The organism is Streptomyces sp. NPDC029152, from assembly GCF_055564355.1.
This window is the reverse complement of sequence record NZ_JBVHWR010000001.1, coordinates 118280-138342: the sequence shown is the minus strand read 5'-3', so window position 1 is coordinate 138342 and position 20063 is coordinate 118280. Positions and strand designations below refer to the sequence as shown.

General features: G+C 69.8%; 25 protein-coding genes, 1 tRNA gene and 1 riboswitch. Of the genes, 10 read left to right on the top strand and 16 right to left on the bottom strand.

Going from position 1 to position 20063, the window contains the following annotated elements:
* Positions 1 to 97: 97 nt before the first annotated feature.
* Positions 98 to 2485, top strand: a complete 2388-nt coding sequence (locus ACZ4V6_RS00580) for a transglycosylase domain-containing protein (RefSeq protein ID WP_467821561.1) — start codon at positions 98 to 100, stop codon at positions 2483 to 2485.
* A 13-nt stretch (positions 2486 to 2498) separates the two neighbouring features.
* Here ACZ4V6_RS00580 and ACZ4V6_RS00575 read toward each other — a convergent pair whose 3' ends face one another.
* The 3 genes from ACZ4V6_RS00575 to ACZ4V6_RS00565 form a co-directional block, all read right to left on the bottom strand.
* Positions 2499 to 2819, bottom strand: a complete 321-nt coding sequence (locus tag ACZ4V6_RS00575) for a DMT family transporter (protein ID WP_133885480.1) — start codon at positions 2817 to 2819, stop codon at positions 2499 to 2501.
* A gap of 32 nt (positions 2820 to 2851) precedes the next feature.
* Positions 2852 to 2919: riboswitch (guanidine-III (ykkC-III) riboswitch) on the bottom strand.
* Between the two features lie 51 nt (positions 2920 to 2970).
* The gene (locus tag ACZ4V6_RS00570; protein WP_467822199.1) at positions 2971 to 3273 is read right to left on the bottom strand and encodes a GroES family chaperonin; all 303 of its coding nucleotides are present in this window, start codon (positions 3271 to 3273) and stop codon (positions 2971 to 2973) included.
* 78 nt (positions 3274 to 3351) lie between these two features.
* Positions 3352 to 3681: a DUF3618 domain-containing protein gene (locus ACZ4V6_RS00565; RefSeq protein ID WP_403522877.1), complete on the bottom strand. Its 330-nt coding sequence runs from the start codon at positions 3679 to 3681 to the stop codon at positions 3352 to 3354.
* Between the two features lie 93 nt (positions 3682 to 3774).
* On the opposite strand from ACZ4V6_RS00565, the gene bcp reads away from it, so the two are divergent.
* From bcp to ACZ4V6_RS00545, 4 genes are all read left to right on the top strand, one after another.
* Positions 3775 to 4242, top strand: coding sequence for a thioredoxin-dependent thiol peroxidase (gene bcp, locus ACZ4V6_RS00560; protein ID WP_467821560.1), 468 nt, complete (start codon positions 3775 to 3777; stop codon positions 4240 to 4242).
* Between the two features lie 135 nt (positions 4243 to 4377).
* The gene (locus tag ACZ4V6_RS00555; RefSeq protein WP_467821559.1) at positions 4378 to 4998 is read left to right on the top strand and encodes an HNH endonuclease; all 621 of its coding nucleotides are present in this window, start codon (positions 4378 to 4380) and stop codon (positions 4996 to 4998) included.
* Positions 4995 to 5861 carry an HNH endonuclease signature motif containing protein gene (locus tag ACZ4V6_RS00550; protein ID WP_467821558.1) on the top strand — a complete coding sequence of 289 codons (867 nt, stop codon included), beginning with the start codon at positions 4995 to 4997 and terminating at the stop codon, positions 5859 to 5861. The genes ACZ4V6_RS00555 and ACZ4V6_RS00550 overlap by 4 nt, the downstream gene beginning before the upstream one ends.
* Positions 5862 to 5870: 9 nt before the next feature.
* A tRNA-Leu gene (locus tag ACZ4V6_RS00545) sits at positions 5871 to 5947 on the top strand.
* Positions 5948 to 6006: 59 nt separating this feature from the next.
* On the opposite strand, the gene rdgB is transcribed toward ACZ4V6_RS00545, so the two are convergent.
* The 4 genes from rdgB to ACZ4V6_RS00525 form a co-directional block, all read right to left on the bottom strand.
* Positions 6007 to 6609, bottom strand: a complete 603-nt coding sequence (rdgB, locus tag ACZ4V6_RS00540) for an RdgB/HAM1 family non-canonical purine NTP pyrophosphatase (RefSeq protein WP_467821557.1) — start codon at positions 6607 to 6609, stop codon at positions 6007 to 6009.
* A gap of 65 nt (positions 6610 to 6674) precedes the next feature.
* Positions 6675 to 7082: a hypothetical protein gene (locus ACZ4V6_RS00535; RefSeq protein ID WP_467821556.1), complete on the bottom strand. Its 408-nt coding sequence runs from the start codon at positions 7080 to 7082 to the stop codon at positions 6675 to 6677.
* Positions 7083 to 7233: 151 nt separating this feature from the next.
* The gene (gene rph / locus ACZ4V6_RS00530; RefSeq protein WP_467821555.1) at positions 7234 to 7971 is read right to left on the bottom strand and encodes a ribonuclease PH; all 738 of its coding nucleotides are present in this window, start codon (positions 7969 to 7971) and stop codon (positions 7234 to 7236) included.
* A gap of 98 nt (positions 7972 to 8069) precedes the next feature.
* Positions 8070 to 8303 carry a PTS sugar transporter subunit IIB gene (locus tag ACZ4V6_RS00525; RefSeq protein WP_077801219.1) on the bottom strand — a complete coding sequence of 78 codons (234 nt, stop codon included), beginning with the start codon at positions 8301 to 8303 and terminating at the stop codon, positions 8070 to 8072.
* Positions 8304 to 8461: 158 nt separating this feature from the next.
* Between ACZ4V6_RS00525 and ACZ4V6_RS00520 the strand changes: the two genes are divergently transcribed.
* Both ACZ4V6_RS00520 and ACZ4V6_RS00515 read left to right on the top strand, forming a co-directional pair.
* Positions 8462 to 9757: a PTS transporter subunit EIIC gene (locus ACZ4V6_RS00520; RefSeq protein ID WP_467821554.1), complete on the top strand. Its 1296-nt coding sequence runs from the start codon at positions 8462 to 8464 to the stop codon at positions 9755 to 9757.
* Positions 9758 to 9984: 227 nt separating this feature from the next.
* The gene (locus tag ACZ4V6_RS00515; protein ID WP_467821553.1) at positions 9985 to 11235 is read left to right on the top strand and encodes a PTS transporter subunit EIIC; all 1251 of its coding nucleotides are present in this window, start codon (positions 9985 to 9987) and stop codon (positions 11233 to 11235) included.
* A 96-nt stretch (positions 11236 to 11331) separates the two neighbouring features.
* Here the strand turns inward: ACZ4V6_RS00515 and ACZ4V6_RS00510 are convergent, their stop codons facing one another.
* Positions 11332 to 12084, bottom strand: coding sequence for an MBL fold metallo-hydrolase (locus tag ACZ4V6_RS00510; RefSeq protein WP_467821552.1), 753 nt, complete (start codon positions 12082 to 12084; stop codon positions 11332 to 11334).
* 203 nt (positions 12085 to 12287) lie between these two features.
* Between ACZ4V6_RS00510 and ACZ4V6_RS00505 the strand changes: the two genes are divergently transcribed.
* Positions 12288 to 12743, top strand: a complete 456-nt coding sequence (locus ACZ4V6_RS00505) for a type II toxin-antitoxin system PemK/MazF family toxin (RefSeq protein WP_467821551.1) — start codon at positions 12288 to 12290, stop codon at positions 12741 to 12743.
* Positions 12744 to 12747: 4 nt separating this feature from the next.
* Here ACZ4V6_RS00505 and ACZ4V6_RS00500 read toward each other — a convergent pair whose 3' ends face one another.
* From ACZ4V6_RS00500 to clpS, 7 genes are all read right to left on the bottom strand, one after another.
* Positions 12748 to 13698, bottom strand: coding sequence for a PLP-dependent cysteine synthase family protein (locus tag ACZ4V6_RS00500; RefSeq protein WP_467821550.1), 951 nt, complete (start codon positions 13696 to 13698; stop codon positions 12748 to 12750).
* Positions 13699 to 13703: 5 nt separating this feature from the next.
* Positions 13704 to 13991 carry a MoaD/ThiS family protein gene (locus ACZ4V6_RS00495; RefSeq protein ID WP_467821549.1) on the bottom strand — a complete coding sequence of 96 codons (288 nt, stop codon included), beginning with the start codon at positions 13989 to 13991 and terminating at the stop codon, positions 13704 to 13706.
* 100 nt (positions 13992 to 14091) lie between these two features.
* On the bottom strand, positions 14092 to 14187 hold the full coding sequence (locus ACZ4V6_RS00490; protein ID WP_310873142.1) for a putative leader peptide: 96 nt from the start codon (positions 14185 to 14187) through the stop codon (positions 14092 to 14094).
* A gap of 79 nt (positions 14188 to 14266) precedes the next feature.
* Positions 14267 to 14689 carry a M67 family metallopeptidase gene (locus ACZ4V6_RS00485; protein WP_467821548.1) on the bottom strand — a complete coding sequence of 141 codons (423 nt, stop codon included), beginning with the start codon at positions 14687 to 14689 and terminating at the stop codon, positions 14267 to 14269.
* 136 nt (positions 14690 to 14825) lie between these two features.
* The gene (locus ACZ4V6_RS00480; protein ID WP_467821547.1) at positions 14826 to 16253 is read right to left on the bottom strand and encodes an amino acid permease; all 1428 of its coding nucleotides are present in this window, start codon (positions 16251 to 16253) and stop codon (positions 14826 to 14828) included.
* A gap of 382 nt (positions 16254 to 16635) precedes the next feature.
* Positions 16636 to 17250, bottom strand: coding sequence for a DUF2017 domain-containing protein (locus ACZ4V6_RS00475; protein ID WP_467821546.1), 615 nt, complete (start codon positions 17248 to 17250; stop codon positions 16636 to 16638).
* Positions 17251 to 17291: 41 nt separating this feature from the next.
* On the bottom strand, positions 17292 to 17609 hold the full coding sequence (clpS, locus tag ACZ4V6_RS00470) for an ATP-dependent Clp protease adapter ClpS (protein ID WP_467821545.1): 318 nt from the start codon (positions 17607 to 17609) through the stop codon (positions 17292 to 17294).
* A gap of 98 nt (positions 17610 to 17707) precedes the next feature.
* On the opposite strand from clpS, the gene ACZ4V6_RS00465 reads away from it, so the two are divergent.
* Together ACZ4V6_RS00465 and ACZ4V6_RS00460 are read left to right on the top strand one after the other, a co-directional pair.
* Positions 17708 to 19054: a nicotinate phosphoribosyltransferase gene (locus ACZ4V6_RS00465; protein ID WP_467821544.1), complete on the top strand. Its 1347-nt coding sequence runs from the start codon at positions 17708 to 17710 to the stop codon at positions 19052 to 19054.
* A gap of 85 nt (positions 19055 to 19139) precedes the next feature.
* Positions 19140 to 19727 carry a nicotinamidase gene (locus ACZ4V6_RS00460; protein ID WP_467821543.1) on the top strand — a complete coding sequence of 196 codons (588 nt, stop codon included), beginning with the start codon at positions 19140 to 19142 and terminating at the stop codon, positions 19725 to 19727.
* Between the two features lie 3 nt (positions 19728 to 19730).
* Here the strand turns inward: ACZ4V6_RS00460 and ACZ4V6_RS00455 are convergent, their stop codons facing one another.
* On the bottom strand, positions 19731 to 20060 hold the full coding sequence (locus tag ACZ4V6_RS00455; protein WP_467821542.1) for a hypothetical protein: 330 nt from the start codon (positions 20058 to 20060) through the stop codon (positions 19731 to 19733).
* Positions 20061 to 20063 lie beyond the last annotated feature (3 nt).

The window sequence follows — 20063 nt, the reverse complement described above, 5'->3', positions numbered from 1 at the left end:
GAACGCCCGGTGCGAGAGTCTTCAACAGAGGGCGCAGAAGCGTACAAGGCCGTACGAGACCAAACCGTACGACGCGAAACAGGAGTCCGTGCACGAGATGAGCGACGAGCCGCAGCAGCCTGACCAGGGCTCGCAACCGGGAACGGCGACGCCGAAGAAGCCGAAGAGGCCCAAGCGGACCGGATGGCGCCGGCTGATCCCCACCTGGCGCATGACGCTGGGCGCCTTCGTCGTCGGCGTCCTGTTGCTGATCGGCGGTTTCTTCCTCGGCTACTCACTGGTGCAGATCCCGTCGGCCAACGCCCTCGCCACCAAGCAGAGCAACGTCTACCTCTACGCCGACGGCACCGTCCTCGCCCGCGACGGCGAGGTCAACCGCGAGAACGTCTCCCTCGACCGCATCTCCGAGGACGCCCAGCACGCCGTCCTGGCCGCCGAGGACCGCGACTTCTACACGGAGTCCGCCGTCGACCCCATGGCGATGATCCGGGCCGGCTGGAACACCGCCACCGGCAAGGGCAAGCAGTCCGGCTCCACGATCACCCAGCAGTACGTCAAGAACTACTACCTCGCGCAGGAGCAGACCGTCTCCCGCAAGGTGAAGGAGTTCTTCATCTCGATCAAGCTCGACCGGGAGAAGAGCAAGGCCGAGATCCTCGAGGGCTACCTCAACACCAGCTTCTTCGGCCGCGGCGCCTACGGCATCCAGGCCGCCGCCCAGGCCTACTACGGCGTCGACGCCACCCACCTCACCGCCGCCCAGGGCGCCTACCTCGCCTCCCTGCTCAACGCACCCAGCCAGTACGACATCGTCGCCCACCCGGAGAACAAGGCCGCCGCCCAGGCCCGCTGGAACTACGTCCTGGACGGCATGGTCAAGATGAAGTGGCTCGACCCGTCCGAACGCGCCGGGCTGGAGTTCCCCGCCCCCAAGCAGACCACCGTCTCCACCAGCATGTCCGGACAGCGCGGCTACGTCGTCAACATCGTCAAGAACTACCTGGTCGAGAACGACATCGTCGACGAGGAGGACCTCGACCGCGGCGGCTACCGCATCACCACCACCCTCCAGAAGGACAAGCAGGACGCCTTCGTCGAGGCCGTCGACGACAAGCTCATGTCCGAACTGGACGAGGACCGCAAGGTCGACGCCTACGTCCGCGCCGGCGGCGCCTCCATCGACCCGAAGACCGGCAAGGTCGTCGCCATGTACAACGGCATCGACTACGTCAAGCAGTACACGCCCAACGCCACCCGCCGGGACTTCCAGGTCGGCTCCACCTTCAAGCCCTTCGTCTTCGCCGCGGCCGTCGAGAACCACTCCCGCACCCAGGACGGCCGCATGATCAACCCGAACACGATCTACAACGGTGACAGCGAACGCACCGTCCAGGGCTGGACCGGCACCCGCTACAACCCGGAGAACGAGGACCACCGGGACTACGGCGACATCACCGTCCGCGAGGCCACCGACAAGTCCGTGAACGCCGTCTACGCCCAGATGGCGGTCGACGTCGGCCCCGGCAAGGTCAAGCAGACCGCGATCGACCTCGGACTGGCCGCCGACACCCCCGAGATGCCGGAAGGCCCCGCCATCGCCCTCGGCACGGCCACCGCCAGCCCCCTCGACATGGCCCAGGCCTACGCCACCCTCGCCAACCACGGCCGGCACACCCCGTACGTCCTGGTCGAGAAGGTCACGAAGGACGGCCGGCACGAGGTCGACCTGCCGCAACCGCGCGAGAGCCAGGCCGTCAGCCGCGAGGCCGCCGACACCACCACGTCCGTCCTGCGCAGCGTCGTCCAGAACGGCACCGCCACCGCCGCCCAGGCCGCCGGCCGCCCCGCCGCCGGCAAGACCGGCACCGCCGAGGACGACAAGGCCGCCTGGTTCGCCGGATACACTCCCGACCTCGCCACCGTCGTCGCCGTCATGGGCCAGGAACCGAAGACCGCCCAGCACATGCCCCTGTACGGCGTCATGGGCCTCGACCGCATCAACGGCGGCGGGGCACCCGCCGAGATCTGGGGGCAGTACACCCGCGCGGCCCTCGAGGGCGAACCCGTCGCCGACTTCGACCTCCAGCTCCAGGCCGGCGCCGACGTCACCGCACCCCCCTCCGCCAACCCCTCCGACGACACCGGCACGGGCGACGGGTCCGACGGCGGCACCGGCGACGAGGAGCACACCGACGAGCAGGAGACCGACACCCCCACCCCCGGCGACAACGGGAGCACCAGCACCGAACCGGGCGACACCGGCGGCCCCGGCGGCGCCGGCGGCCCCTCGACCGACGGCCCCACCACCGGCGGCGCCACCACCGAACCCGGCCCCACCGGCGGCGGGGACGGAGACGGCGACAACGGCGACGGCGGCACCGACGAGGGCGAGCCCGGCGGGGCGGACGGCGGCGGGGCGGACGGCGGCGGGACGGACACCGGCGGACTCGTCGGTGGCCTCCCCGCCACGCCACGCGGCCAGTGACCCCCGCACCGGGTCAGTGACCCGAGGTCGCCTTCAGACCCACCACGGCGACCAGCAGCAGACAGATGAAGAAGATCCGGGCGGCGGTCGCCGGCTCCCCCAGCACCACCATGCCGAGCACCGCCGCCCCGGCCGCGCCGATGCCCACCCACACGCCGTAGGCGGTACCGATGGGCAGCGTCCGGGCGGCGTACGACAGCAGCAGCATGCTCGCGACGATCCCGGCACCGGTGAACACACTCGGCCACAGCCGCGTGAAACCCTCGGTGTACTTCATCCCGATCGACCAGCCGACCTCGAGCAGACCGGCGACGACAAGCAGGACCCACGCCATGACAGGCACCTCCGTGGAGCGAACTGAACGGTGGTGCGTCGTCTTTTCCTTCAACCCGGTACGGCGCGTCTCGTCGGGATGTCTCCCAAGGTAGCAAAGGCAGGGGAAAGGGGCCGGTGACCTCGGTCACCGGCCCCTTCCACCCACCGCTCTAGAGGTACAGCCCGGTCGAGTCCTCCGACCCCTCGAACCGGTCCGCGGCCACCGCGTGCAGGTCGCGCTCGCGCATGAGCACGTACGCGGTGCCCCGCACCTCGACCTCCGCCCGGTCCTCCGGGTCGTACAGCACCCGGTCGCCCGGCTCCACCGTCCGTACGTTCTGCCCCACCGCGACGACCTCGGCCCAGGCCAGCCGCCGGCCGACCGCCGCCGTGGCGGGAATCAGGATCCCGCCCCCGGAACGCCGCTCGCCCTCGTTGGTGTCCTGCCGCACGAGGACACGGTCGTGCAGCATCCGGATGGGCAGCTTGTCGTCCGGGGAACTGTGCTCGTTTCTGTTGGCGCTCACGCCCTGAAACCTACCTGCCCCGCCTCAGCCCTTGCGCCGCCGGGTACCGAGGGCGAGCAGCCCCACCACCCCGACCACGACGAGCGCCACGGGCACGACCCGCTCCATCCGCGGCGAGCCCTCCTCGTCCACGAACTGCGACTTCACATCGCTGACCACACGATTGACCTGGACGTACGCCCGTCCAAGGGTGTGATCGACGCTGGAAGCGACCTTGGCCTTCGCATCGCCCACGATCGTCTTCGGGTGCACCCGCACCCCGATCTCGTCGAGCGTCTCGGCCAGCACCTCGCGGCGGCGCCTGATGTCCGCCTCGATCTGCGCCGGGGTTCTGATGTCCGACGTGTCCGCCACCGTACGGCCTCCGAAGTCTGCTGACGCTGTCCCGCACAGTCTGTCAGCTACTCGTGTCTCTGCACTCCCAGGACCCCCGGTTACGCTGGATCGATGAGCGAGCGACTGCAGCCGGGGGACCCGGCCCCCGCCTTCACCCTCCCGGACGCCGACGGCAACCAGGTGTCCCTGGCCGACCACAAGGGCCGCAAGGTCATCGTCTACTTCTACCCTGCCGCGCTTACCCCCGGCTGCACGAAGCAGGCCTGCGACTTCACGGACAACCTGGAACTGCTGGCCGCCGCCGGGTACGACGTGCTCGGCATCTCCCCCGACAAGCCGGAGAAGCTCGCCAAGTTCCGCGACACCGAGTCCCTGAAGGTCACCCTCCTCGCCGACCCGGACAAGAAGGTCCTCGACGCGTACGGCGCCTTCGGCGAGAAGAAGAACTACGGCAAGACCTACATGGGCGTCATCCGCTCCACGATCGTCGTGGACGAGGAGGGCAAGGTCGAACGCGCCCTGTACAACGTCCGCGCGACGGGCCACGTGGCCAAGATCATCAAGGACCTGGGCATCTGACTCCGCCGCGCCTGCGGAACGGTCCGTACCGGAACTCCGGTACGGACCGTTCCGTTTTTCGTACGTGACTGTCCGATAACCGGTTCGTTACTCCGTACGAGGCCACGAACGCGCGGCCGGGAACGGAGGGGAAGCATGGGGGTCAGATACACCCGTGAGCTGCTTGAAGAGGCGGCTCGGGCGACAACGAACTGGGACGACGCCGTACGCTGGTGTGGCGGAACGCCCACGCCTGGCAGCAGACGCTACCTGCGTCAGAAAATGGCCGAGACAGGCGTAGACGTCGCACACTTTCCCACGCAATGGACACGCCACACCGAGGAAACCCTCCGAGAGGCCGTTGCCGCGTCGGCCAGCGTCAAGGAGGTGCTACGCCACCTGGGCATCAACCCGGTAGGCGGCAACCACACGCACATCAGCCGCCGTATCGCGACACTGGGCATCGACACCTCTCACTTCACCGAGCGACCACGAAGGCCCAAGAGTTCACACGGCGACCCCCTGGTCCTTCGCACACCACAAGACGGCAGGATCCCGGGAAGCCGGCTGCTACGGCACCTGCTCCGGCTGGGAGTTCCGGAAAGCTGCGCAATGTGCAGCACCGGGCCCAAGTGGAACGGCAAACCCCTCCGGCTGGAGGTCGACCACCTCGACGGCGCCTGGTGGGACAACCGCCCGGAGAACCTCCGGCTGCTCTGCCCCAACTGCCATGCCGTGACGGACACGTATCGAGGCCGCAGGCGCAGGGCCGCATGAGCAAGCCGAAGTACACACGTGACCTGCTGTCTCGCACTGCAGCTGGGGCCACCAGCATGGTCGACCTGATGCGCAAGCTCGGAACGCCGATCGGAAACGGCCCTCGCCGCTATCTCAGCAAGCGGCTACAGCACTACCGCATCGACACCTCGCACTTCCGCGATGATCCGCTGCCAGAGCGCGAACGACGCAGCTACCCGGAAGAACTCCTCAGAGAAGCCGCCGCTTATACGAACAGCATCAGGGAGATGCTGGAGTACATGGGGCTGCCCCCGCAGGACAGCCCGTACGGCCACATCAGGAAGAGGCTGGACCAGTTCGGGATCGACACCTCGCACTTCACCGGCGGACGCAGATACGGTCCTGGCCTTCTTCCTCGCGGCGAACTGGCGGCAGCGGTGGAGGCCGCCACGAGCGTGGCGGGAGTTCTCGCGGCCCTTGGCCGAAGCAACGGCGGTGCAGCTCGAACACTCGTGAAGCGCAGCATCGAAGCGTACGGTCTGTCGACCGCTCACTTCACAGGACAGGGTCACTATCGCGGCATCCGCTCCCCGAACCGCAAGGCGGCGTCCGAGATCCTGGTGCAGCTCGCTCCCGGATGTGCCCGTACCAAGACGGCTCTGCTTCGGCGAGCTCTTGACGACCTCGGCGTGCCGCATGTCTGCAGCGAGTGCGGCCTCAAAGACACCTGGCAGGGCAGGCGACTCGTGCTGGAGATCGACCACATCAGTGGCGATCGTCTGGACAACCGCCGGGAAAACCTGCGCTACCTCTGCCCGTCCTGCCACAGTCAGACGAGTACGTTCGCCAATCGATCGCGCGAACGCTTCATCCCGCCGCAACGGCTCGCCGAGTACCAGTAAGCTGTGCGTGGGGCCGTAGCCCAATTTCGGCAGGAGGCACCACTTTTAGGTAGTGGACAGTGCGAGTTCGAGTCTCGTCGGCCCCACGTTGAAGGCGCGGCTCCTGGCAGGGAGCCGCGCCTTTCGGCTTCTTGTACGGGCTGCCTCAGCCCAGCAGCTCCCGCACCACCGGTACCAGCGCCCTGAACGCCTTCCCCCGGTGGCTGATCGCGTTCTTCTCCGCCGCCGTCAGTTCCGCGCAGGTGCGGGTCTCGCCGTCGGGCTGGAGGATCGGGTCGTAGCCGAAGCCGCCCGTGCCGGCGGGGGCGTGGCGCAGGGTGCCGCGGAGCTGGCCCTCGACCACGCGTTCCGTGCCGTCGGGCAGGGCCAGGGCCGCCGCGCAGGCGAAGTGGGCGCCCCGGTGTTCGTCGGCGATGTCGCCGAGCTGGGCGAGGAGGAGGTCCAGGTTGGCCTTGTCGTCGCCGTGGCGGCCGGCCCAGCGGGCGGAGAAGATGCCGGGGGCGCCGTTCATGACGTCGACGCAGAGGCCGGAGTCGTCGGCGACGGCGGGCAGGCCGGTGGCCCGGGCGAGGGCGTGGGCCTTGAGGAGGGCGTTCTCGGCGAAGGTGACGCCGGTTTCCTTGACGTCGGGGATGTCCGGGTAGGCGTCCGCGCCGACGAGGTCGTGGGGCAGGCCCGCGTCGGCGAGGATGGCCCTGAGTTCGGTGATCTTTCCGGCGTTGCGGGTGGCGAGGATCAGGCGGGTCATGGGGCCCAGTATTCCGGACGGTTCCGGGGGCGCCGGGTCCCGTCCTCTTTCGCGGCCGCCTTCCCTTACGGCGTGCAGACCTTGGTCAGTTCGCCGGCCGCGTCGGTGACGGGGCTGATGTCGGGGGTGTTGTCGCCGTTCTTGACGGAGGTGCGGATGTTGTCGACGGCCTTGCCGAGGTCCTCGACGGCCTTGTCGACGTCGGTGTCGTCGGTCCGGTCGCCGATCTCGTCGAGGTTCTTGTCTATGGAGTCGAGGGATTCCTCGAGGCGTGTCGGGTCGTCGGACGTGTTCTCCACGGCCTGCTGGAGTGCGGTGACGCTGTCGGCGATGGCGTCGGCGGTCTGGACGCAGTCGAGTGCCTTGTCGACGGCGTCGCAGCCGGTGGTCAGGCCCGCGGTCAGGGCGGCGGTCGCCAGGGCTGCGGCGGCGTATGCGGTGCGGCGACGGCGGCTGCGTCGGGTCGCGGCCATGGGTCTCGGTCCTCCCCTTGTGACAGGGCCGGGCGGCCCGTGTGACGTGTTGCGCCGGGCGTACGGCGGTGGAGCCGTACGCCCGTACTGGCCAAGACGCGGCGGCGGGTGGTCGAGTTGCGTGCCGGCCGTCCTTTTCTTGGTGCCCTCTTTACTTTTCGAGGGCGGTGTCGAGTGCCTTGCGCTGCAGGTCGGCCAGTTCCGTGCAGCCGGCGGCGGCGAGGTCGAGGAGGGCGTCGAGTTCCTCGCGGGCGAAGGGTTCGGCCTCGGCGGTGCCCTGGACCTCGACGAAGCGGCCGTCGCCGGTGCAGACGACGTTCATGTCGGTGTCGGCGCGGACGTCCTCCTCGTAGCGGAGGTCGAGGAGGGGTGTGCCGCCGACGATGCCGACGGAGACGGCGGAGACGGTGCCGGTGAGGGGCTTGCGGCCCGGCTTGATGAGCTTCTTGCCCTGGGCCCAGCCGATGGCGTCGGCCAGTGCGACGTAGGCGCCGGTGATGGCGGCGGTGCGGGTGCCGCCGTCGGCCTGGAGGACGTCGCAGTCGAGGACGACGGTGTTCTCGCCGAGTGCCTTGTAGTCGATGACGGCGCGCAGGGAGCGGCCGATGAGGCGGCTGATCTCGTGGGTGCGGCCGCCGATGCGGCCCTTGACGGACTCGCGGTCGCCGCGGGTGTTGGTGGCGCGGGGCAGCATGGCGTACTCGGCGGTGACCCAGCCTTCGCCGCTGCCCTTGCGCCAGCGGGGGACGCCTTCGGTGACGGAGGCGGTGCAGAGGACCTTGGTGTCGCCGAAGGAGACGAGGACGGAGCCTTCGGCGTGCTTGCTCCAGCCGCGTTCGATGGTGACGGGGCGGAGCTGTCGGGGGGTGCGGCCGTCGATTCGTGACATGCGGGTGAGCCTAGCGGCCCATGCGGAAGGGGCCTTCCCCGCTGTGGAAGAGCCTGGCGGGAAGGGCCCCTGTCCGGTGAGCCGGTGTGGACCGGTGGTCACATCATGTCTTCGATCTCCGCGGCGATCGGGTCGGCGTCGGTGCCGATGACGACCTGGATGGCGGTGCCCATCTTGACGACGCCGTGGGCGCCGGCGGCCTTGAGGGCGGCCTCGTCGACCAGGGCGGGGTCGTTGACCTCGGTGCGGAGGCGGGTGATGCAGCCTTCGATCTCGTCGATGTTGTCGATGCCGCCGAGGCCGGCGACGATCTTCTCAGCCTTGCTGGCCATGTTCTTTCTCCCTGATCCGAACCGCTTTGTCGCAGTAACCCACAGTTGGCCCATCTTCGCGAGCGGTCATGTGGTGGCTGCCCGATGATGGCGTCACGACAGCGGAACCGTCCCACAACTGGTCTACACCAGTGTACCGGCGACCGGATGGAGACCGGATGAGTGCCGACAGTGCGGTCAGTCCTGCGCGCGCTCGCTGGAACAAGGGGTTCCAGGGGTTGCAGAAGATGGGCCGCAGTCTGCAGCTGCCCATCGCGGTGCTGCCCGCGGCGGGCATCCTCAACCGGCTGGGGCAGCCGGACGTGTTCGGGGCCGACGGTCTGGGCTGGACGAACGTCTCGAAGGTGATGACGGGCGCGGGCGGCGCCCTGCTCGACGGGTCGCTGGGGCTGCCGTTGCTGTTCTGCGTCGGTGTGGCCATCGGGATGGCGAAGAAGGCCGACGGTTCGACGGCGCTGGCGGCGGTGGCGGGGTTCCTCGTCTATTACAACGTGCTGCGGCAGTTCCCGGAGGACTGCCCAAAGGGGTCGAGGGCGATCCCGCAGGTCGGCTGCCAGGTGACCGACGGGTCGGGCACGGTGACGGCGTTCGTCTTCCAGAATCCGGGGGTGTTCGGCGGCATCGTGATGGGGCTGCTGTCGGCGTACTTCTGGCGGCGGTTCCACCGGACGAGGCTGGTGGACTGGCTCGGCTTCTTCAACGGCCGCCGGCTGGTGCCGATCGTCATGGCGTTCGTGGCGATCCTGTTCGCGGCGCTGTGCCTGTGGGTCTGGCCGCCGATCGGGGACGCGCTGGAGGGCTTCAGCGACTGGCTGAACGGCATCGGCTCGTGGGGCGCGGGCGTGTTCGGGCTGGCGAACCGGGCGCTGCTGGTGATCGGGCTGCACCAGTTCCTGAACGTGCCGATGTGGTTCCAGTTCGGCAGTTTCACGAAGCCGGACGGCACGGTGGTGCACGGCGACATCAACATGTTCCTCGCCGGGGACCCGGACGCGGGGCAGTTCACGTCGGGGTTCTTCCCGGTCATGATGTTCGCGCTGCCGGCCGCCGCGCTGGCGATCACGCACTGCGCGAAGCCGCACCGCCGCAAGGAGGTGGGCGGTCTGATGCTGTCGGTGGCGCTGACGTCGTTCGTGACGGGCATCACCGAGCCGCTGGAGTACTCGTTCATGTTCGTCGCGCCGGCGCTGTACGTGGTGCACGCGGTGCTGACGGGTGTGTCGATGGCGGTGACGTGGGCGCTGGGGGTGCACGACGGGTTCAGCTTCTCGGCGGGGCTGATCGACTACGTCATCAACTGGAACCTGGCGACCCGGCCGTGGCTGATCATCCCGATCGGCCTGTGCTTCGCGGCCGTCTACTACGTGGTGTTCCGGTTCGCGATCACGAGGTTCGGCCTGAGGACTCCGGGGCGGGAGCCGGAGGACGAGGTCGAGGACGTCACCAAGGTGTAGACCTCACGTACCCTTGGAGCGTGGTCTCGCGAAGGCCCCCGGACCTCTGGTCCGGGGGCCTTCGGCGCGCTCCCGAGGGGGGTCGGCCGGGGTGTGACCCGGGGCCTTCGCCCGGCACTGCGCGTAGCGCCGCAGTAGCGGATTCGCGGGTTCCTTATGCGCCCTTCATCGTGCTACAACAGGTCTACACCACTCAGTGGTGTAGACCATCACCCGATGGAGGACTTATGAGCACCGCCACCGCAACGGCGGCCCCCGCGAAGAAGCGGGGACAGGGCCTTTTCCAGGGCCTGCAGAAGGTCGGCCGCAGCCTGCAGCTCCCGATCGCCGTACTGCCGGCAGCGGGCATCATGGTCCGGCTCGGCCAGGACGACATCTTCGGCAAGGACGGCCTCGGCTGGGACAAGGTCGCCGCCGTCTTCAACAACGCGGGCGGTGCCCTCACCGGCTCGCTGCCGATCCTGTTCTGCATAGGCGTGGCCATCGGTTTCGCCAAGAAGGCGGACGGCTCGACCGCGCTGGCCGCGGTGGTCGGCTTCCTCGTCTACAGCAAGGTCCTGGAGGCCTTCCCGGTCACCGAGGCGGTGATCCAGAAGGGCGAGGACGTCGCCGCGACGTACAACGACCCCGGGGTGCTCGGCGGCATCATCATGGGTCTGCTCTCCGCCGTGCTGTGGCAGCGGTTCCACCGCACCAAGCTGGTGGACTGGCTCGGCTTCTTCAACGGCCGCCGCCTGGTGCCGATCATCATGGCCTTCGTCGGCATCGTCGTCGGCGTCTTCTTCGGTCTGGTCTGGGAGCCCATCGGCACCGGCATCTCGAACTTCGGCGAGTGGATGACCGGTCTCGGCTCCGGCGGCGCCGCCCTGTTCGGCGGCGTGAACCGCGCGCTGATCCCGGTCGGCATGCACCAGTTCGTGAACACCGTGGCCTGGTTCCAGCTCGGCGACTTCACCAACTCCGCCGGTGAGGTCGTGCACGGCGACATCACCCGCTTCCTGGCCGGCGACCCGAACGCCGGGCTCTTCCAGGCCGGTTTCTTCCCGATCATGATGTTCGGTCTGCCGGCCGCCGCGATCGCCATCGCCCACTGCGCCCGCCCGGAGCGCCGCAAGGCCGTCCTCGGCATGATGGTCTCGCTCGCCCTGACCTCGTTCGTCACCGGTGTGACCGAGCCGATCGAGTTCTCGTTCATGTTCATCGCGCCGGTCCTGTACGTGCTGCACGCGGTGCTGACGGCCGTCTCGATGGCGGTGACCTGGGGTCTCGGGGTGCACGCCGGCTTCAACTTCTCGGCCGGCTTCATCGACTACGCCCTGAACTGGCACCTGGCGACCAAGCCGTGGCTGATCATCCCGATCGGTCTGGTGTTCGCGGCGATCTACTACGTGACGTTCCGCTTCGCGATCGTCAAGTTCGACCTCAAGACCCCGGGCCGCGAGCCCGAGGAGGAGGTCGAGGACCTCACCAAGGCGTGAGGTCCCGCCGCACGGCATGAGCACGGCACGACCGAGGCCCCCGGAGCCGCAGAGCTCCGGGGGCCTCGTCGCGTCCGCGCGGGCGCGGGCCCGGCGTCAGATCTCGTACACCGCGCCCGGTGCCGCCACGTCCACCGGGCCCTCGTAGACCTCGCGGGCGTCGGCCAGGTTGACCCGCGGGTCGGTCCACGGCGGGATGTGGGTGAGGACCAGGCGGCGGGCGCCGGCCCGGCTCGCCGTCTCCCCCGCCTCGCGACCGTTGAGGTGCAGGTCGGGGATGTTCTCCTTGCCGTGCGTGAAGGCGGCCTCGCACAGGAACAGGTCGGTGTCCCGGGCGAGTTCGTCCAGCACGGGCGTGGTGCCGGTGTCGCCGGAGTACGTCAGCGACCGGCCGCCGTGCTCGACGCGGATCGCGTAGGCCTCCACGGGGTGGGCGACGCGCTCGGTGTGCACGGTGAAGGGGCCGACCTCGAAGGTGGAGGGCTTGACCGTGTGGAAGTCGAAGACCTCGCTCATGGAGGAGGCGGAGGGCGTGTCGGCGTAGGCGGTGGTCAGCCGGTGCTCGGTGCCCTCGGGTCCGTAGACGGGGAGGGGGGCGCAGCGGCCGCCGTCGTGCCGGTAGTAGCGCGCCACGAAGTAGGCGCACATGTCGATGCAGTGGTCGGCGTGCAGGTGGCTGAGGAAGATCGCGTCGAGGTCGTAGAGACCGCAGTGGCGCTGCAGCTCGCCGAGGGCGCCGTTGCCCAGGTCGAGGAGCAGCCGGAAGCCGTCGGCCTCGACGAGGTAGCTCGAGCAGGCCGATTCCGCGGACGGGAACGACCCCGAGCAGCCGACGACGGTGAGCTTCATGAAGCAGAAACCTCCGCTGGCGGGTGTGGGAGACGGGGGTCGTGCGGTCCGTCGAGCGTAAGGCGCGAAACCTTTGGTCGCTCCTCCGCCAAGGGCCGTTGTGGGCGAACTCACCTGTGGTGTCACCGGTTCGGCTGGAAGTGGGGCGCGCGGAGCCACCGAGGGGGAGCGCGGCGCGGGTGCGCGCCGGTAACGTCGTCCGTATGGACACGTCCTGGTGGTTCGCGCTCGCGGCGGTGGTGCTCCTCGCGTTCGTCGCCGTGGTCGTCGACGGCCGGGGGCGTGGGCGGCGGCCCGCGGGCGGCCGGCGGCCGCCGGGGCGTCCCCGGGGCCCGCGGGGGCGGGCGGTGCGGCCGCGGCCGGCGGAGATCTGGTGGGCGAAGGTGCCCTTCGAGGACACCCGGGGCGCGAAGGACCGGCCGTGCCTGGTGATCGCGGTGCGCGGGCGGCGGGCGCTGGTCGCGAAGATCACCAGCCGCTACCGGGAGGACCGGGCCGGGGTGATCACGCTGCCGCCGGGGGCCGTCGGCGACGGGCGGGGCCGGACGAGCTTCCTGGAGACGGACGAGCTGCGCCAGGTGCCGGTGGGCGACTTCCGGCGCCGGGTGGGCGAGGTGGACCCGGCCCTGTGGGACCAGGTGCGCCACCTCGCCCGGTGAGGCGTCAGGCCCAGAGCTGGCCGTGCAGCGTCTCGATGGCCTCCTCGGTGGTGGCCGCCGTGTAGACGCCGGTGGAGAGGTACTTCCAGCCGCCGTCGGCGACGACGAACACGATGTCCGCGCTCTCCCCCGCCTTGACCGCCTTCCTGCCGACGCCGATGGCGGCGTGCAGGGCGGCGCCGGTGGAGACGCCCGCGAAGATGCCCTCCTGCTGGAGGAGTTCGCGGGTGCGGGTGACCGCGTCGGCCGAGCCCACCGAGAAGCGGGTGGTGAGCACGGAGGCGTCGTACAGCTCGGGCACGAAGCCCTCGTCGAGGTTGCGCAGGCCGTAGACCAGGTCGTCGTAGCGCGGTTCGGCGGCGACGATCTTCACGTCGGGCTTGTGCTCGCGCAGGTAGCGGCCGACGCCCATCAGCGTCCCCGTCGTCCCCAGTCCCGCCACGAAGTGGGTGACCGAGGGCAGGTCGGCGAGGATCTCGGGGCCGGTGCCGGTGTAGTGGGCGCCGGCGTTGTCCGGGTTGCCGTACTGGTAGAGCATCACCCAGTCGGGATGCTCGGCCGAGAGTTCCTTGGCGACCCGCACGGCGGTGTTGGAGCCGCCCGCGGCCGGGGAGGAGACGATCTCCGCGCCCCACATGGCGAGCAGGTCCCGGCGTTCCTGCGAGGTGTTCTCGGGCATCACGCAGACGATGCGGTAGCCCTTGAGCTTGGCGGCCATGGCCAGCGAGATGCCGGTGTTGCCGGAGGTGGGCTCGAGGATGGTGCAGCCGGGGGTGAGCCGGCCGTCCTTCTCCGCCTGCTCGATCATGTGCAGGGCGGGGCGGTCCTTGATCGAGCCGGTCGGGTTGCGGTCCTCCAGCTTGGCCCAGATGCGGACGTCGTCGGACGGCGACAGCCGCGGCAGGCGCACCAGGGGGGTGTTGCCCACCGCGGCCAGCGGGGAGTCGTACCGCATCCCGATCAGGCCATACCGCCGGCGACGGCCGGCAGGATCGTGATGCTGTCGCCGTCGGCGAGCTTGGTGTCGATGCCGTCGAGGAAGCGGACGTCCTCGTCGTTCAGGTAGACGTTGACGAAGCGGCGCAGCTGGTCGCCGTTGGCCTCGTCGATGAGTCGGGCCCGGATACCCGCGTGCCGGGTCTCGAGGTCGGCGAAGAGCTCGGCGAGGGTGTCCCCGTCGCCCTCCACCGCCTTCTGGCCGTCGGTGTACTGGCGGAGGATGGTGGGGATGCGGACCTCGATGGCCATGGCTGAGGGCTCCTGTCGGAAGGTGTCGTGGGTTCGGTGGGGCGCGCGGCGGCACGCGACGGCCCGCCGCGGCTCACGGCCGTACGGCGGCAGCGGAAGATCAACAGATGGCGCTGTTCAGCCTGCACAGGTCGACGTGCAGCCGCGCCACGAGCAGCGTGCCCGGCGCCTTTTCGCTCACGTCGAGAAGAACCATGGGCTCATCGTATCGATTCCCGGTCCGGCTTCCGGAGTGTGATCTCACGCCTCGGACGCTTTTCATCCGCAGTGCGAGATCAGTACGCCTCCACCACCTTGACCTCCTCCTCCGTGACCTCACCGTCCACGATCCGGAAGGAGCGGAACTGGAACTCGCCGAGGCCGTCGGTGTCGGCGGTGGAGACGAGGACGTAGTGGGCGCCGGGTTCGTTGGCGTAGGTGATGTCGGTGCGGGAGGGGTAGGCCTCGGTGGCCGTGTGGGAGTGGTAGATGACCACCGGTTCCTCGTCGCGGTCGTCCATCTCGCGGTAGAGCTTGAGGAGGTCGCCCGAGTCGAACTCGTAGAAGGTGGGCGACATGGCCGCGTTCAGCATGGGGACGAAGCGCTCGGCGCGGTCCGAGCCGGCCGGGCCCGCGACGACGCCGCACGCCTCGTCGGGGTGGTCCTTGCGGGCGTGGGCGACGATCTGGTCGTAGAGGGCCTGGGTGAGGGTCAGCATGTCCGTCAGGATAAGCAGAAGGGCCGTTCCGTACCGAGGGTCGGTACGGAACGGCCCACATGCCGGACGTCCTGAGCGGCGGCCGCCGTGGGGCGCCACGAGAGCTCCCGGCGGCCGGACGTCCCCGGCGGGTGCGTCAGCGCTTGGCGAAGGCCGCGGCCTGCGGGTTGCGGCGCTTGAGCACCAGGTAGGACACCAGGAGGAGCAGGCCCCACAGCGGAGCGCAGTACAGCGAGATGCGGGCGTCCTTGTCGATGCCCATCAGCACGATCACCATGCCGATGAAGGCGAGCGCGAACCAGCTGGTGAGCGGGGCGCCCGGGGCGCGGAAGTCCGAGCGGGGCAGTTCGCCGCGGTCGGCCTTGGCGCGGTAGCGGATCTGGGAGACCAGGATCATGATCCAGGCCCACATGCCGGAGATGGTGGCGAAGGAGACGACGTAGTCGAACGCCTTGCCCGGCCACTGGTAGTTGATCCAGACGCCGACCATCATCAGCGCGGCGGAGAACGTCGTGCCGACGAGCGGGGTGCCGCTGCGGGTCAGCTTGGTGAAGAACTTCGGGCCCTGGCTGTTGAGCGCCAGATCGCGCAGCATGCGGCCGGTGGAGTACATGCCGGAGTTGCAGGAGGACAGCGCGGCCGTCAGGACGACGAAGTTGACGATGCCCGCGCCGGCGGCCAGGCCCATCTTCTCGAAGGCGGCGACGAAGGGGCTGACGCCCGGCTGGAAGTGCGTCCACGGCACGACCGACAGGATCATGATCAGCGCGCCGACGTAGAAGACGGCGATGCGCCACGGCACGGTGTTGATCGCGCGGGGCAGGACCGTCTTCGGGTCCTTGGACTCGCCCGCGGTGACGCCGACCAGCTCGACGGCGAGGAAGGCGAACATGACCATCTGCAGGGTCATCAGGCTGCTGCCGACGCCGTTGGGGAAGAAGCCGCCGTCGTTCCAGAGGTGGGAGACGGAGGCGGTGTCGCCGGCGTCCGAGAAGCCGATCGTCAGGACGCCGGCGCAGATGAGGATCATGCCGATGATCGCGGTGACCTTGACCATCGAGAACCAGAACTCCAGCTCACCGAAGAGCTTCACGGAGATGAGGTTCGCGCCGTACAGGACGACCGTGAAGACCAGCGCGGACACCCATTGCGGGATGTCCCACCAGTACGTCATGTAGGCCGCCGCGGCGGTGACCTCGGTGATGCCGGTGACGACCCAGAAGAGCCAGTACGTCCAGCCGGTCACGAACCCCGCGAAGGGGCCGATGAACTCGCGGGCGTACTCCGAGAAGGAGCCGGACACCGGGCGGTACATCAGCAGCTCGCCGAGCGCCCGCATGATGAGGAAGATGACCAGGCCCGCTATGGCGTAGGCCAGGATCAGGCTGGGACCGGCCTTGGAGATGCCCTTGCCCGCGCCGAGGAACAGGCCGGTGCCGATGGCACCGCCGATGGCGATCATCTGGATCTGCCGGGCGCCGAGCCCGCGCTGATACCCCTCGCCGCCCTCGTGCTCCACGGCCTCGTTGCCGTCGTGATGCTGGTCGACCTGCGCAGAGGTCATGAGTGGTGCGCCTTTCTCCATGCCGACCCGGGCCTTGAGTCGGCCGCGGATCGGGTCTCGATCCCCCCGGATGATGGAGCTGAGCGGGCTTCACGGGCTCGCTCGTGCCTGGCCGGCGGTTACCGGCTCGGTGGCGCACCCGGCCGAACATACGGGTGGTGTTCGCCGGGCGGTCGTGAAGATTTATCACGGCCGCAACAGTGATCACAGGTGCACCCTGTGACGCATCCCACAAGAAGAAGTGGACAAAAGCCACCTGAACGGGGCAGAAGGGGGTGCCGTTTTCACAGGATCGTTATGCGGACGTGAACGTCCCCTGAGCGGACGTTCACGCCGGACACCCCGGATTCCCCCCGGATCCCCCCGGACGGCCCCGGTCGGGTCAGGGCATCAGGGTGGCGACGAGCGTCTCCTGGAGGCCGCCCAGCCACAGGTACGCCATCACCATCGGCTTGCGCGGGTCCTCGTCGGGCAGCCGGTAGAGCAGGTCGGAGTCGTCCTCGTCGGTGATCTCCAGCCGGGAGCCGATCGCGAGGCGCAGGTCGTTCAGGGCGCCCAGCCACTGCCGGGACTCGTCCGGCGACAGCTTCAGCACCGCGCCGTCCTCGCCCGCCGACGCCGACGCGGAGGCCAGGGCGTCCAGGGCGCGGACCACCGCGAGCGCGTTCTCGCGCTTGCCGGCCCGCAGGTCGTTCTCGGTGTAGCGGCGGAACTCGGCGGAGTGCGCCCGCTGCTCCTCGGCCTCCTCCGCCCGCGGAGCGCCCTCGGGATCGACGTAGGCGTCCGGGAACAGGCGGCGCAGCACCGGGTCGGAGGGCGGCTCGCTGGGGCCGTCGGCGAAGAGCTCGGCGAGCGGGTCGCCGGAGGCGTCCTCCGCGGGGCCGGGGCCGATCAGCTCCAGGAGCTGGACGGCGAGCGAGCGGATGATGGAGATCTCGACGTCGTCGAGGGCGACGGCCGCGCCGCCGCCGGGGAGCGGTTCGAACTGTCCTGGCATGGAGGTGATTCAGCTGCTTCCGTCCTGCGGGCGGGCGTCGGTCATTTCCGGTCCTGCTGGAGAGTGGCCCACAGGCCGTAGCCGTGCATGGCCTGGACGTCCCGTTCCATCTCCTCGCGGCTGCCGCTGGAGACGACCGCCCGGCCCTTGTGGTGGACGTCGAGCATGAGCTTGGTGGCCTTGTCCTTCGGATAGCCGAAGTACGACTGGAAGACGTAGGTCACGTAGCTCATGAGGTTGACGGGGTCGTTGTGCACGATCGTCACCCAGGGCACGTCGGGTTCGGGTACGGCGAAGACCTCCTCCGCCGACTCGGTCTTCTCGATCTCCATGGGTGCGGCTGCCGTCACACTGCCCATGCTGCCACCACAGGGGGGCGCCCGCACAAACGGGGCTGTGGGCCACGCCACGGGACCACAAATCGTCAGACTGACGAAATGGGGGTACGATCCCCGGTATGAACACAGCGGACCTTGGGCTGCCGGTGGACGTTCCCTCGACGGCGCTCTTCACGGACCAGTACGAGCTGACCATGCTCCGAGCCGCCCTGAAGGCGGGCACGGCCGGCCGGCGGAGCGTGTTCGAGGTCTTCACGCGCCGGCTGCCGAACGGGCGCCGCTACGGCGTCGTGGCGGGCACCGGACGAGTGCTGGACGCGGTGGAGAACTTCCGCTTCGACGCCGGCGTCCTGCGCTTCCTGCGCGAGAGGGACATCGTCGACGGCGAGACCCTGGACTGGCTCGCCGACTACCGCTTCAGCGGTGACGTCTGGGGCTATCCGGAGGGCGAGGTGTACTTCCCCGGCTCGCCGATCATGCGGGTCGAGGGGACCTTCGGCGAGTGCGTGCTGCTGGAGACGGTGCTCCTGTCCATCCTCAACCACGACTCGGCGATCGCCGCCGCCGCCTCCCGCATGGCCTCCGCCGCCGGTGACCGGCCGCTGATCGAGATGGGCGCCCGCCGCACCCACGAGCTGGCCGCTGTGGCCGCCGCCCGCGCCGCCTACGTCGGCGGCTTCGCGACCACCTCCGACCTGGCCGCCGGCTTCCGCTACAACATCCCCACCGTCGGCACCTCCGCCCACGCCTTCACCCTGCTCCACGACACCGAGCGCGACGCGTTCCGGGCCCAGGTGGACGCCCTGGGCCGGGACACGACGCTGCTCGTGGACACCTACGACGTCGCCGAGGCCGTCCGCACGGCGGTGGAGGTGGCCGGGCCCGAACTGGGCGCCGTGCGCATCGACTCCGGCGACCTGCTGCTGGTCGCGCACCGGGTGCGGCAGCAGCTGGACGAGCTGGGGGCCACCGAGACGAAGATCGTCGTCACCTCCGACCTGGACGAGTACGCCATCGCCTCGCTGGCGGCGGCGCCCGTGGACGCGTACGGCGTCGGCACCCAGCTGGTGACCGGTTCCGGGCACCCGACGGCCTCCATGGTCTACAAGCTCGTCGCCCGCGCCGAGTCCGACGCCCCCGGGGCGCCGCTGGTGCCGGTGGCCAAGAAGTCCAGCGGCGGCAAGACCTCGATCGGCGGCCGCAAGTGGGCCGCCCGCCGCCTGGACTCCTACGGCTACGCCGAGGCCGAGGTCGTCGGCACCGGCCCGGTCCCCGCCGAGCTGGCCGACCGGCAGCTCCTCGTCCGGCTGGTCGAGGGCGGCGAGGTCGTCGCCCGCGAGCCGCTGGACGTCGCCCGGGACCGGCACGCCGCCGCCCGCGCCGGTCTGCCGCTGTCCGCGACCCAGCTGTCCCGTGGGGAACCCGTCATTCCGACGGAGTACGTCCACGGAGGCTCGGGTAGCTAATGCTGGTGCGACGCGAAAAGGCCCGCACCGCCCTCGACCTCCCGTCCCCCCTCCCCCGTCGATCCCCAGTCGAAGGACACCGCCCATGCGCCGCGCCCTGATCGTCGTAGACGTGCAGAACGACTTCTGCGAGGGAGGCAGCCTCGCGGTGACCGGCGGTGCCGACGTGGCCGCCGCCATCACCGAGCTGATCGGGCAGGCGCCCGCCGGCTACCGCCACGTCGTGGCCACCCGCGACCACCACATAGCGCCGGGCGGCCACTTCGCCGACAACCCCGACTACGTCCACTCCTGGCCGGCGCACTGCGTCGCCGGCACGGAGGGCGTGGGCTTCCACCCGAACTTCGCCCCCGCCGTCGCCTCCGGCGCCATCGACGCCGTCTTCGACAAGGGGGCCTACTCGGCCGCCTACAGCGGCTTCGAGGGCACCGACGAGAACGGCACGACGCTCGCCGACTGGCTGCGCGCCCGGCGGATCGACGAGGTCGACGTCGTCGGCATCGCCACGGACCACTGCGTCCGGGCCACCGCCCTGGACGCCGCCCGGGAGGGCTTCCGCACGCAGGTGCTCCTCGACCTGACCGCCGGGGTCGCCCCGGAGACGACCGAGCGGGCGCTGGAGGAGCTGCGGGCGGCGGGCGTGGAGCTGTCGGGCAAGCCCGTCGTCCAGTAGCAGCTAGCCCTGGGGCTGTGCCGCCGGGCGCCTGAGCAGCGCCCGGATCGGGTGCCACAGCTCCTGGACGAGGGCGCCTCCCACGGGGGCCGTGCGCCATATGAGGCCGTCCGGGTGGTGCAGGACCGCCGTGATCTCGTCCGGGGTGGGTGGTGCCGCGTTGCCCCGCAGGTAGACCGCGCGCAGCCCCAGGTTGCGCAGCCTGGTCAGGGCGCGCGCCCGGTTGTGGGCGTGGACGAGTACGCGCACGTCGCCCTCGGCGGCGGGGCTGGGCAGGTTCAGTGCCACCACCACCGTGCCGTTCGGCAGCTTGCAGAAGCCTCCTGCGGCCATGCG